9 protein-coding genes are annotated in these 13,049 nt (G+C 53.2%); 6 read left to right on the plus strand and 3 right to left on the minus strand.

Features of this window, described 5'->3' with window-relative positions:
- Window positions 1-17: 17 nt before the first annotated feature.
- Both FD25_RS11390 and FD25_RS11395 read right to left on the minus strand, forming a co-directional pair.
- A complete protein-coding gene (locus tag FD25_RS11390; RefSeq protein WP_083484157.1) occupies window positions 18-782 on the minus strand; it encodes a KxYKxGKxW signal peptide domain-containing protein in 765 nt (254 codons plus the stop codon).
- A gap of 601 nt (window positions 783-1,383) precedes the next feature.
- Window positions 1,384-1,812, minus strand: a complete 429-nt coding sequence (locus FD25_RS11395; protein WP_057804393.1) for an Hsp20/alpha crystallin family protein — start codon at window positions 1,810-1,812, stop codon at window positions 1,384-1,386.
- A 492-nt stretch (window positions 1,813-2,304) separates the two neighbouring features.
- Here FD25_RS11395 and secA2 point away from each other — a divergent pair, with 492 nt between their 5' ends.
- The 6 genes from secA2 to FD25_RS11425 all read left to right on the plus strand — a co-directional run bounded on the left by secA2 (window position 2,305) and on the right by FD25_RS11425 (window position 10,943).
- On the plus strand, window positions 2,305-4,704 hold the full coding sequence (secA2, locus tag FD25_RS11400; RefSeq protein WP_083484158.1) for an accessory Sec system translocase SecA2: 2,400 nt from the start codon (window positions 2,305-2,307) through the stop codon (window positions 4,702-4,704).
- A gap of 74 nt (window positions 4,705-4,778) precedes the next feature.
- Window positions 4,779-6,377, plus strand: coding sequence for an accessory Sec system protein Asp1 (asp1, locus tag FD25_RS11405; RefSeq protein WP_057804395.1), 1,599 nt, complete (start codon window positions 4,779-4,781; stop codon window positions 6,375-6,377).
- Complete coding sequence (gene asp2, locus FD25_RS11410; RefSeq protein WP_057804398.1) at window positions 6,301-7,887, plus strand: accessory Sec system protein Asp2; 1,587 nt, start codon at window positions 6,301-6,303, stop codon at window positions 7,885-7,887. Before asp1 ends, asp2 begins: the two co-directional genes overlap by 77 nt.
- Complete coding sequence (asp3, locus tag FD25_RS11415; RefSeq protein WP_057804400.1) at window positions 7,884-8,636, plus strand: accessory Sec system protein Asp3; 753 nt, start codon at window positions 7,884-7,886, stop codon at window positions 8,634-8,636. Before asp2 ends, asp3 begins: the two co-directional genes overlap by 4 nt.
- Window positions 8,633-10,081 (plus strand): glycosyltransferase, encoded by a 1,449-nt coding sequence (locus tag FD25_RS11420; RefSeq protein WP_057804402.1) that lies wholly within the window; start codon window positions 8,633-8,635, stop codon window positions 10,079-10,081. The genes asp3 and FD25_RS11420 overlap by 4 nt, the downstream gene beginning before the upstream one ends.
- Window positions 10,071-10,943 carry a hypothetical protein gene (locus FD25_RS11425; RefSeq protein WP_057804404.1) on the plus strand — a complete coding sequence of 291 codons (873 nt, stop codon included), beginning with the start codon at window positions 10,071-10,073 and terminating at the stop codon, window positions 10,941-10,943. The genes FD25_RS11420 and FD25_RS11425 overlap by 11 nt, the downstream gene beginning before the upstream one ends.
- A gap of 182 nt (window positions 10,944-11,125) precedes the next feature.
- Here the strand turns inward: FD25_RS11425 and FD25_RS11430 are convergent, their stop codons facing one another.
- Window positions 11,126-12,982 carry a glycosyltransferase family protein gene (locus FD25_RS11430; RefSeq protein ID WP_057804405.1) on the minus strand — a complete coding sequence of 619 codons (1,857 nt, stop codon included), beginning with the start codon at window positions 12,980-12,982 and terminating at the stop codon, window positions 11,126-11,128.
- Window positions 12,983-13,049: the final 67 nt, after the last annotated feature.

Raw genomic sequence — 13,049 nt, forward strand, 5'->3', positions numbered from 1 at the left:
CGTGGTCATCAGAGAGTTTAACGTCTCGACGCCGTACGTGTTGCAATGGTATCCATCTGGTCTTCCAGTTGGGCTTCCGCCGCGCTGGTCTCAGCACTAGCCGAAGCGTTGGCCGAGGCCGTCGACGGATCAACTGTACTGGTGCTAGCTGTGCTGGTACTGGTGCCACTGGTTGAGAGACTCGTAGAAGCACTAGTCCCGTCAGAACTAGTGCTGGTTAAGCCGCTATTATTAGTCGTGCTGGTCGAGGCCGCATCCTCGCTAGTCGTACTGGTTGATGCCGTCGTTTTGGACGCGGTGGACGTTGCTGATTTGTCTGCCGTCGACGTCGATGTCGATGTAGACGTTGAAGTCGACGTGCTGGTCTGTGCAGTTGACTCACTGGTAGTCGTCGATTGAGCGGTGGTCGTCGACGTTTCGGTCGTCGAGGTGGACCCACTAGTCCCCTCAGTCGACGTACTCGTCGTTGAGCCACTCGCCGTGGTCGTACTGGTCTTCGTTGCTTCCGTCGTGCTCGTTGAAGTCGACGTGGTCTGCGAGGTAGCAGGAATCGTCCCCGACTCCTGCGTCGCCGCCACGTCTTTAGAATCCACTTGCTGAGCTGCCCCGGTCTTGGTATCCGCTTTAGCGGACGAACCTGATACGGTTCCTAATCCGAGGAGGCCACTCAGCGTTGAGATCCCAGCAACAAGCCACTTAGTTCCTGCCTTGTACATCTTAAAGTGCTCCTTGCTGTTCGACCGAAACAGCTCAGAAGCTCTTTTTGGATCTAATCCCTTCATGAAATCGCCCCATTAACCTTAAGTACTTCAAATACAACATTTTATTTATTTCAATAGATAATTTTATATTACCACATTTTTGGGCCTATGGATAAATGGGTTGAACATTTCTGGGGCAAATTTCTTCTACTAATTGTTGCCGCGGGAGATTGTGCATTTTGGTTGTTTAATTCAAATAGGGAAAAATAAAAATACACACTGAATGGTTTTTCCTATTTTTTGCCCCTTTTTCGTTGAAAATCAGTCGGAGTCAAACCCGTTGAAACCGTTTTATACCGCTTATTTACCCAATAGTTATTTCATTTTTCCAACTATTATGACTGATTAAAATTTATTAATACAGTGTAAACTATCTATAATAAATTCAATTGTCCCCAATAAGTAAGTGCAATCCTGACAAAATACGCTATGAACCTTACGGGGGCAACGGTTAAGTCACCTTTCAGGTGAAAACTCAAAATCTGAGCGTCTCAAATCATTCACAAAGTCGGTAATTTTCACATCATCACTAACTTTTAATGCTAATTTTCGACCGCATTGATCGTTAACCCAAAAAATGCCGTTCCCCAGACGCGGGAACGGCATTTTTCAGGTTTGCTAATTAATCAATGTTAATCTTGTGTTGATTTTCTTGATCGGTTTCCTTTGGTAAGGTCAGGGTCAAAATTCCCTGGTCGTACTTCGCAGAAACGTTCTTCAATTGAATGTTTGGGAGGTAGAAGGCCCGGGACACGTTTTGACTAGAACGTTCTTGCCGTAAGATCCGGCCGTCATCATCCTTGGTGTCCTGACTGGCCGTTGTTTTCCCGGAGATCCGTAACGTGTCATCACGATAATCCACGTGAATGTCTTCCTTCTTAAAGCCTGGCATTTCTGCAGTCACAACGTAATCCTTATCGTGTTCTACAACGTCAGTCTTCATCGGGTTATCGTTGCCGTTAAACAAATCGCGGCCCAAGTTACCCACTTCATTAAAGAAATTCATTGGATTAAACAAGTCATCGTTCCGGTTCATCATTTCGTTAGTCATTATCAATAACCCCTTTCAAAGTTCTTTGTTTCTCTTTACATTTTCTATAATAGTCAGTATTGGTCAGAAAGGCAAATAATTAGCACTCAATTTTTATAGTGCTAATTTCGGCTCTTAATCCCTGATGCAACCCGATGTGTGATTAGAGTCTATCACCTTTTCGTTTGTAATCAATTTATTTATCAGTAAAAGGTCAAACTCATTTCACGGTCTGATTACGCCAACTCAGGGACCGTTTCCCGGGTGGTTCGTTTGCTTAGTGAATTTTCCATCAATTATTTTATAGGGGCGCCTCAAATCCATTTCTCTGATTAGCCGAATTCACTACATCAAAACTCAGCTGCTGGCCCCGTCCCACGGGATTCTGGGGAAAAAGGCCCATTTCAGTGACATTTCCTCCTTTATATATTCCGCAACATGCTATAATTGGAATTACCGATTACCGCTAAATCAGAAGAATCTTATTGATTCGGATGGAAAGAAATGAGTAGGATGCCATTCTCACATAACCGAACGCCTGAGAGGTACAAGCGACAGATGCGGGCCGTCACTGCGTTGGCCCCTAAGTATCGGGCCATGTCCGACGACGACTTAAAAGCCCAAACCGATATTTTCCGCCAGCAGTTGGCCCAGGGAAAGTCACTCGACTCCCTAAAAATCGCCGCGTACGCCGTTGTTCGTGAAGCCGACCAACGGGTTTTAGGCATGTTCCCGTTTGACGTCCAAGTCTTAGGTGCCCTCGTCATGCAAGACGGCAACGTTGCCGAGATGAAGACCGGTGAAGGAAAGACCCTGACCGCCACCATGCCCATGTACTTAAACGGGCTGACGGGCAGCGGTAACTTTCTGGTCACCGCTAACGAATACCTAGCTTACCGGGACGCCCAGAAGATGGGCCGCGTTTACCGTTGGCTCGGCCTTACCGCCGTTCCCGGAGTGGCCCCGGCCGGTGGTGATCCGCACGACCGGAATCTCCAAGAGATCTACCGCGCCGACATTGTGTACACCACCAACTCGACGCTAGGCTTCGACTATTTAATGGATAATTTAGCCGGCTCCGCCAGTGAACGGTTCCTCCAAGGCTTCCACTTCGCCCTGCTCGACGAAATCGACGCGGTTCTGCTCGACTCGGCCCAGATGCCCCTCATCATTTCCGGGGCACCGCGGGTCCGGTCCAACCTCTTTGGAATTGCCGATCAAGTGATTTGTCTTCTCCGGCAAAACATCGACTTTGAGCGGAGTAACGACCATAAAAAGGTCTGGTTCACCCCTAAGGGCATCGCCCACATGGAAGAATACCTTGGCCTTAGTGACCTACTGACGGCCCCTCACCGGACGTTGTACCGCCACTTGGTCTTAGCGTTAAAGGCGCACCAAACCCTCACCCGCGACCGGGACTACGTGGTCGACGAGGACGGGGTTTCTTTGCTGGACCTCTCAAACGGCCGCAAGCTTGCCGGGATGAAGCTCGAAGCCGGCCTGCATCAAGCACTGGAAGCCAAGGAACAGATGCCCGTGTCGAACCAGACCCGGACCATGGCCTCCATCACGTTTCAAAATCTCTTTCGGATGTTCAGTCACCTGAGTGGGATGACCGGGACCGCGATGACCGATGCCGCCGAGCTACAGGAAACCTACCGGCTGTCGGTCGTGCCGATTCCGACCAACAAACCGTCCCAACGGCTCGACTTGCCCGACCAACTCTTCATGAGTACCGACCGGAAACTAGAAAGTGCCGTAAAGATGGTTAAACAAGCCTACAACGTGGGGCGGCCCGTGCTGATCGAAACCGGTTCGGTCTCCTTATCTAACCTCTTTTCCCGGATTCTCTTGCGAGAAGAGATTCCCCACAACCTTTTAAACGCCCGTAGTGTGGCCAAGGAGGCCATGATCGTCAAGGAAGCCGGTCAACCCGGTGCCGTGACCGTGGCCACTTCCATGGCCGGCCGGGGGACCGACATCAAGTTGGGCCCGGGCGTCGAAGAACTCGGGGGATTGCTCGTCGTCGGGACCGAACGGATGAACTCCGCGCGAGTCGACAACCAGTTACGGGGCCGGGCCGGCCGCCAAGGCGCCCCCGGCGAAAGCGTCTTTTTAGTTTCTATCGAGGATTCCATTCTCTTGGAACACGGCCCCAAGTGGCTCCGGCGGTACCGGCGGCGGTTAGATGACGCCAAGCGTCACCGTTCCGCGGACCGGCCGGCTAAGCCCATCCGTAAGCCATTTCTCACCCGCCACCGCTTCAAACACTTGATCACCCAGGCACAACACAACGCCGAAAAGGATGACCGTCAGGCGCGGAATCAAACCTTACAATATTCCGAAATTATGCGGGTTCAACGGGACACCATCTACCAGACACGTCAAGAAATTATGACGCGCAAGGATCTGACCCCATTAATGGGGAGTGTCTTTCGGATGGCGGCACAGACCTTCACCCAGAAGCATCCCCACGCCACGCGGAGCGAATTAGCCGATTACGTGCTGAACACCATCGATAACCACCTGGTCGTCGCCGACGTGATCGACCAGAACTGGCACGCTGATCGTCCCAAGGAGACCGGACCCTTCTTACAAAAGCTTATGGTCGATCACTTAGCCCAGAAATTTACGGACATTAACGATGATCAGCAGATTTACTTCGAACGAATGTGTCTGCTGAAGTCGCTGGACAACGCCTGGATCGATCAGGTCGACATGCTGCAACAGTTACGGCAAATCGCCACCAACCGTAGCACCGCCCAACACGATCCGTTACTGGAATACCTGAAGGACGGACGTAAGGCCTTCGGTGAAATGAAACAAGACTTTGCCCGCGATGCCGTGCGGAACCTACTGTTGTCCGAATTCGAGTTCAAGCCCGACGGCTCCATCGACGTGACGTACCCGTAAACCGGGGCTCATGACGTTGTTATCTTTATAACTCATAAATAATCGATTTAATGGCTCACTCAGGAGGTGTCACGATGACTGTGATTATTCCGGCGTGGTCTCGCGACGCGCTCAGACTGGCCGATACGCCAGTCGTTAAATTAGCCCGGCTCTTCATTGACAATCAAGTTCCCGTCGAACTCTTGCTACTACAACCGCTGCCGTGGTTACGCTATCAGTTACAAACCAACCAATTAACCTCGCTTTCCTGGTGGAACGTTTTCGACGACCTGCAACAGGTCCACCAAGCGACGGGCCTACCGTTAGGTCTAGAAGACCTGGCCCTGCCCCGCGGAACTCAATTCGTCTACTTAAGTGACACGGTGCTACTACAACGCGCCGGCCAGCTTTACGGTGAAGTTCACTTTCACCCGGCCGGCTTTGTCAGTTGGGTCGAAATGACCGACGAAACCGGACAACGAACCGTCAAGGTCTACGACGATCGTGGCTTCTGTTCCACGTTAACCGTCTACAACCACCGGGGACAACGGTTGGAAACCCGCTGGTTCGCCCCGGATACCCATCCCGTCATGCGGCGCTTGACCGATAATCAGATTCAGTTGCTCGCCGCGGACGGTACCACCCAGCGGGTCTACAAGTCGCTAGACGCATTGATCGCCGAACGGACTCAGGCCCACCTCGCCCAACGGTCCGACCTCTTGATCAGTGACGCTAACCCGGGTACCGCCACTATTTTAACCCAGCTCGCCCAGCATCATCGCATCGCCTACCTCCTATCCACTCAGATGGCGCCAACCTTACCGGAAGACCTCTTGGGGGCCGTCGAACGGGTCATCGTGCCGACCACCCAGATGATTACCAAGTTCAAGGACGTTAACGCTAATCTGGGAACGCCGGTAGAAGCCGTCTCCCCCTACGCCACCACGTTTGCGCTGGGGAACAGTACGGAATTACCCGAGACAACGGTGGTTTGGGCCGTCAATCATTTAACGACGACCGCCCAAACCGTGGTGGCTCACCAGATCCTCGCCTGGTTGGCTAAAGACGAGCACCACTACCTGACGACCATCGTCACATCTCAAGCCGCCATCAAAAAAACCACTACGCTCCTCCGGCAACAAATCTTATCGTTAGCCGGGATTCCCCTCGAATCCCCCACGGCCCAACTCCTGCAGGGGCTCCTAATCCAGCTTCAGCAGAAACAAGCCGTCGACCGCGACCAGTTGCCCCCCGAGGTCTTAAAAGTCCTCGATCAACTCTTACGTATTCAGGTCCTTTATCGGCTCAACGACCAACAACGCCAGCGGATCTTGGGTGCGGCCCGGGTCCTCGTCGACCTGGGAGCCATGCCGGACCTGCAACTCCAGATTGCCGCAATCAGCGCCGGTATCCCGCAAATCAACACGACGACCACCGGTTACGTGCGCAACCACCAAAACGGGTTGATCATCACCCAGCTACGCAAGTTAACGCCCGCCTTAGACTATTACTTAGGAACGCTAGCGCATTGGAACGAAAGCTTAGTGGCCACCATCAGTTCTCTAGAAAACCTTGCTGAACCGAAACTTTTGGCCTATTGGAAGGAGGTTATCATCCATGGCGAACAGTCATCAAATGCCCGTGGTCCAGTTGGGCGGCCAGCCGGTGATTCAGCCGGCGCAACTCACCCCTGATTTTCAGTGGTGCTACTTCCCCGACAGAGAACAGACCCGCAGCATGCCCAACACACTGCGAACCCCGGCCGGTTACCTGCTACCGTTTTGGCGCAATGCCTTGTTCCTCCTTTCCTTCGACGACCCCACCTGGCACAACCTCGAAATTCTCGAGGCGTTGCCCGCTAACCACATTCTGTACGACGAGTCTGTCGAGTTGAATCCGACGGTGCGGGCCCTCTTTGACCTAAAGGGTGCCTTTGCCATCAACATGAACGACGCCGCGACCCTGACGAACACCATCAACCGTGACTGGTTCCCCGGGCAAGATTCGTTCAAGCTCGACCATGGTAGTCTCCGGGTCTTAGGAAACTTCGAAGGAACCGTTCACCGCTTTGGCCGGTACCATCTGCAACTCACGGGTAACTTCGGCAACGCCTTTCAACCCGTCGTCATCTGGGAAACTCAGGGCTACGCCGGACGCAATCGCGATTTAACGTTCCAACCCGAATTTCAGGCCAGTGACGAGGTCCTGGTGCGTTACCAGCTAACCCTGGTCAACCAAACCACCGATCAGCCACTCCACACCCTGACGTTTAACCCCGCCGATTATCCTAACGGTAAGACGCTCCACCTGGGCGATACCGACTATTACTACACCCTCAGCGTCCTGGCGATGGGGCAAGGCCAACTCGACATTGGCCTCGTGCACATCTCGCGCGGCCGGGAGCGCTTCGGGAGCCTCTTTCCCGGCGGTCAATTTCACCATATCCCCGGCAGTCTCAACGAAAACTTCTATTCCTACTTTGACGCCGGGGACATGCAGCCCCCCCTCAACGTGTACTTCAGTGGGTTCAACATGACCGATCACTTTGAAGGGAACTTCATGATGGAACGTTTCGGGGCGCCCTTCTTACTGGTCAGCGATCCGCGTCTCAACGGGGGTGGCTTCTACGTCGGGAGCGACGCCTTTGAGCAACAGTTTGTCACCGTCATTCAAGCAACCTTGAAACGACTGGGCTTTGCGCCCAATGACCTGGTCCTCTCCGGCATCTCCGAAGGGACCGTCGCGACCTTTTACTACGGTGCTCTACTTAAGCCCCGCGCCATCATTGCGGGTAAGCCCCTGATCAACCTGGGAACCATGGCCACGAACGGCCGAATCAAACGGACCCAGGATTTTCAGCCTTCGTTTGACCTTCTATTGTCCCACACCGGTGACGTAACCCCCAAAACGGCTCAACAACTCAATCAACGGGTCTGGCATCGATTCAAACAAGGCGACTTTAGCCACACCACCTTCGCCGTGGCGCACATGTACCAGGACGATTTCGATAATACGACTTTCCTGGAACTTTTCGACTGGATCACCGACGAATTCCCCCACGTGCGATTTCTCCACAAGGGCATTCTGGGCCGGCATAACGATAACACGCCGGCCGTCAACACCTGGTTTGTCAAACAGTTCCGCATGATCCTCACTTCAGAATACGGCCGCCACTTTGCCGACGAGGAGGTCGTGTCCTCATGAGTCTTGCTTACCTACTCTTATGGCCCCGGCACCTGCACAGCACCTACGAATACGGTTGCCAAGTCAGCATGACGCCCGAACACGTCGTGACGTTTCGGGCGCCGCTGATGCCCCCGGGTGAAGTCATTCACGACTGGCGGTCCCACCGCAACTACGGTCTGGAACACCTGACCGCCGAACTGCCCATTCTCCAACCGGAGATGACCTACTACCTTCAAGGTAACATCACGGTCACCGGGGGCGGCGTCTACTTACGGCTAAAGTTCTTCGATTCTGAGGATACCGAGATCACCTCGACCATTATCGACGGGACCGCGGGTAGCTTCGAAATGCCGGTTGACGCCGTTAATTACACCCTCGAACTGGTCAACACCCACCACGAGCAAGTGATCTTTCGCTCCTTACTACTGATGGACAGTGCCACGCACGAACAACAGACGTTGACCGTCGACCAATTCACCGGAGCGGTACAGGCCTTAACGCCCGACGCGACGGCCGCCCACGTGACCTTGGAGGTGCGGGAAGGGGCGACCAAACCGTTCGCCCTCTTACCGCACTGCAACAACCTGGTCGTGTTCGTCACGCCCCGGCAACTCAAAGACGAGAACTGGATCAAAAAAATCACTCAAGAACGCCACACCTTCCTAGCTCACCAACCGCCCACCGACCCCGTTACCGCCGGGGTCACGGCCTGGCAGGCTAAGCAGCACTACTGGCAATCACAATCATTTCAGGAGGATCAGTCATGATATTTTTTGTGAACGGAACTATTGGCATGGGAAATTCCGGGGTTGAACACGCGGAATTTTACCGGGGAAAGGTCTTGCAGCAAGCTGGCCTCCCCTATAAATACCTCTTCTATCGGCTCAACCGCGACCTTCAGGCGCCCATGCGGCGGTGGGGACTCGCCAACGACCAAGTGATTAATATGTGGGAGTATTTCACGTTGGGGGAAGAGTACCTTTTTCACGGCGTCCAAAAGCTCCACAAACATAGTACCAAGCTGGTGATTGATTCAACGAACACTCACCGGAAACGGGATACTTACACGGAAAGCGGCCTGCACGTGGTCGATCACATGATCAAGCACCCGGACAAGCACAAAAAAACCAACCTTTTGTTAGTTGGGTCTAACCACGTAGAAATTTTCAACATGAATACCGGTCAGAAAATGGCCAAGTTTTTATTTTACGATGATCAGCACCGGAAGGTCATCATCCGCAACATCCACCTGTACCATCAAGCCGGTGGCGAGCACCTCTTTTTCTCTAACGGGATGCAACTGATTCGTTACTTCTTCGACCGCTTGAACTTGGCCTACAACCAGAAGAACATTTACATGATTGACCGGGGGACCGATCCCGAAGTTGCCCTGTTCAGCCGGCACTCCGACCAGCTCAAAATCGTCGACGTCATTCATGCCGACCAGCTCAACAACCGGAAAGACCCCCGTTATCCGCTGTTTAACAACTACAACGAGTACATGCTGACCCACCTCGATCAAGTCGACAAGGTTGTGGTCTCGACGGACCAACAACGTCAAGACATGTTGGTCGACTTCCCAGACCGTGGCAACCAGATTGTGACCATCCCCGTGGGTGGGGTGCGCGACAACCCACAGATCGACCTGCAACGCCGACCGGGTAACCCCATCAAATTCGTGACGGCCTCACGGTTAGCCGTTGAAAAGCACGTGGACTTCATCGTTAAGGCCCTGGTTAAACTTCACGACGAAGACGGGGTCAACCTGACCCTCGATATCTTCGGGGCCGGTGAGGAAGAAAAACGCATCAAGCAGGCCATCGAAGACGGTAAGGCGGGCGATTACATCACCATGCGTGGCCAATCCGCCACGTTGGATCAGGAGTACCCGAAGTTTGACGCCTACGTGTCCGGGTCCTACTCCGAAGGCTTTGGGTTGACCTACATCGAAGCCATGAACGCTGGGCTCCCCATCATCACGTTTAACGCCCGTTTTGGGGCCCAGGACCTGGTCGATGACGGTCAGACCGGTTACCTCGCAGACTTTAACCGCGAAGATGCCGACTACAGTGTTGGTCAACTTCACCAGGCGCTTCAAAAGTTTATGGCCGCCGATTACGGCACATTACGGGCCAACACGGCTAAGAAGATTGCACGTTACCAAGATCACGTGATCGCGGAAGATTGGAGGAAGTTAGTCGATGCGCTATGAATTAGTTAATGGTGTCCACACCAACATGGACATTTGGCAACAGGAAAAGAAACTCTTACAGGCGGAGAAACTCCACCTACTCTCCATTGGGTCGGCCCCCAACTTTGCGGGCACGATGAAGCAGGAAGGGATTAAGCACAGCGTTAACCTGTACGACTACATCACCAAACGGACCATCTACAATCCCGACGATTACCTCTTCTTTAACCGCGCACCAGTTCCGGACGGCACCAACATCTTGATGAACGCCGACGGTTATTTGGCGCTCGAATACGACGGTGCCCCGATTGGTCAGATGAAGCTCTACCCCAACACCAACCGGGCGGTCAAGGAAATCGACTATTTCAACCCGGACGGTTCTAACGACATGATTGAGGAATACGCCACCGACGGGCGCCAGTACACGCAATTATTGTACGACGAAGGCAAGCCACAGGAATTCGATTTCTTGAACCTTCAGGGTCAGCCCGTCATTCGGTATTACTACTACGAAGACGTCCTCAACTACATCACCATCGAAGATCCCGAGACCCAAGACGTTCTGGAACACTACGACAACTTGAACGAATTCATCTGTCAACAGGTAGCCAAGTTGTTAACGGTTCAAGATCAGGTCACGGTCTGCTACATGGGGATGGAAATGATGGCCCTTCGTTACGCGAAGTCGCACAACATTCTGCGCCTTTCCGAAGACCCCATCGACGAACAAGGTGAGGTCCGCGGGAACCTGCTCGGGATTTTAAACAACGACATTCAATACATTCAGGAAGTTCAGATGACCCAGGCCGCTTACAACGCGCTGGCGTTACGGAACATTCCCCTCGACAAAGCTAAAGTCGTCGCCGAATTAGACAACGACTAGGCCTGGTTTCAATCAACCAGGTACCTCCTCACAACGTTAGCCTATAAGAAACGGGATTTCGCGAAAAATTCGTGAAGTCCCGTTTTTTGACTCATCTTTTTAATGATGTTATCGGTCAGTTTGTAGAGCATTTATCGGCCATTACCAGCCGGAAGGTGACCAGTTTCAGTCCCTAAGCATTCCTATTTTGTGGGGGTTACCGCTCGAACCCGTACTAGCCCCCGCGGTGTCACCTTGAACAATCCCGTGCGCACGTTTTGATGATAGGTCTTCCGCAGCATCACGGTAAAGGTGTGGTGGTACTCCGGAATCGCGACGTATTGGTACCGTTGCACGTTTTGCTTGAACTGGGCCGGTGACTCCATGAAGTTTTCCTGCCCGACACCCTTATTGGTGAAATAATAGTAGTTCGCTAAGAAACCGGCATAGTAGCTGTCGACATCGCCCGGATGCGGATCGACCAAGAGAATCCGGTCGTGGTTCAGCGTCGTGCTGGGCCGCGACGTCTGGGCCAATTGTACCGGTAAGGTCCCCCGGTTCATCTCGTTGGTGAACTTGGTTCCGTTAATTTCCGAGTACATCATGATGATGGCAAAGAAAATCATCAAGAAACTGCCTAGTTGATAGGCGTTCTTAGTCACGATTGACCGAAAGGCCCGCAGATCGCGTTTCTCAAAGTTCTGCTCGTAAAAGGCGTAGTCGATACTGCGCACCAGCACCATCGCCCCGATAAACAACGCCAAGATGACGGTACTGCCCATGTACCGCTCAAACCCGTCGAGCGTGATGGCTTCGGCGTAGGGCATCGAGAGTACGTACATGCCGAACAGACTCCCGTAATACAGCAGTACCATCCCGTCGATAGCTAAAAGCGTCTTTAACAGCGGGTTGCGGTGGTGGGTCCGCCAGCGGATCAATAGCCAGCAGAGCACCAGTAAGACGTTAATCAGCAAGATGCCCGCCGTCGACAATGACTGGCCCCCGAAGATTTGGTCCAAGAACTTATGCCCGATTTTGACGACGGTGCCCCCACCCTCGTGACTTAACTGTTGGCTGTAAGCCTGCGCACTGATTTCGTGTTTCGATTCACTAAAGGTGTGCTTGACGTGCCAGGTCCACCAAAGAAACGGTAAGGCCGCCACCACCAGCGTCCCGCCAAACCGGCCCAGGACGGTGGCCGTATTGCGGTACCAGCTGTGCCGCTGCTGGGTGATCAGAACCGCCAAGAAGTAGATAGCCATCACGGCCACAAAGAAGGTCGCTGAGTTTTTGACCAACAATAGGCTGGCCGCGACCAGCGCCACGTGGGCACATTGGAGCGTCGGTCGTTGCCGGTAGACGTAGATCCCGACCAGCCCCGCCACGGTCAGAACCGGTAATACGTAATCGACCAGCAGGTTATTCAACCGGATGTTGATGTTGAACACGTAGGATACCGCGATGGTTAGGCAGAGTAAAAATGCCGTCAGGGCGCGCGTCCGGTCCCGTAAGATGGCAAAGACCGAATACGAAGCCGCCCAGATCAGCAAAAATTGCGCGATCAACATGGCGCCTTCGCTAAAGCCGACCCAGTGAACGAACTGTGTAATGAACAGCGCCGTGGCCGGTGGGTAGGACGTAAACGAGATAATGGTGTCGTGGGCACCCGGTAAGTGGCCGGTAAAGGTCAGAAACTTCACCATCACGGCCCAATGCGAGAAGTTGTCGTAGTGCACCAGGGGACTGTGGCCCAACACGTCGATCATGACCAGGCCTAATCCCACCATCCAACCGTCGAACAGATGCAGGCCTTCAAAGGGTAAGGCGCCCCGGCCGAAGCGACCGAGAATCGTCCAGGCCACCAGCATGATTACACCCAATATGGTGATGGCCCAGATGCCCACCGTCAGCCATCCCACCATGGCGAACCCGTATAGTAATAAAATCTGGGTTAAAAAATCGGTCACCCACGAGAGGTACGGACTGACCCCTAACCGGCGAAAAGTTGCGTTATATCCCAAGACACCTAATCCATAAAAACCTAGTCCTAACCACGTCACGGTAGTAATTTCCCCTTTTTTCCAATCCTAAACGTCGACCCGCTTTCCCACCGGGACCGACAATCTA

Origin of the sequence: Levilactobacillus acidifarinae DSM 19394 = JCM 15949 (genome assembly GCF_001434835.1) — a bacterium.
GTDB lineage: Bacteria > Bacillota > Bacilli > Lactobacillales > Lactobacillaceae > Levilactobacillus > Levilactobacillus acidifarinae.

Bases quoted from the DNA above. Each gene is read 5' to 3' on its own strand.
- FD25_RS11395 (WP_057804393.1), bottom strand. From the start codon at position 1,812: ATGACTAACGAAATGATGAACCGGAACGATGACTTGTTTAATCCAATG.
- FD25_RS11390 (WP_083484157.1), bottom strand. From the start codon at position 782: ATGAAGGGATTAGATCCAAAAAGAGCTTCTGAGCTGTTTCGGTCGAAC.
- secA2 (WP_083484158.1), top strand. From the start codon at position 2,305: ATGCCATTCTCACATAACCGAACGCCTGAGAGGTACAAGCGACAGATG.
- asp2 (WP_057804398.1), top strand. From the start codon at position 6,301: ATGGCGAACAGTCATCAAATGCCCGTGGTCCAGTTGGGCGGCCAGCCG.
- asp1 (WP_057804395.1), top strand. From the start codon at position 4,779: ATGACTGTGATTATTCCGGCGTGGTCTCGCGACGCGCTCAGACTGGCC.
- FD25_RS11420 (WP_057804402.1), top strand. From the start codon at position 8,633: ATGATATTTTTTGTGAACGGAACTATTGGCATGGGAAATTCCGGGGTT.
- asp3 (WP_057804400.1), top strand. From the start codon at position 7,884: ATGAGTCTTGCTTACCTACTCTTATGGCCCCGGCACCTGCACAGCACC.
- FD25_RS11425 (WP_057804404.1), top strand. From the start codon at position 10,071: ATGCGCTATGAATTAGTTAATGGTGTCCACACCAACATGGACATTTGG.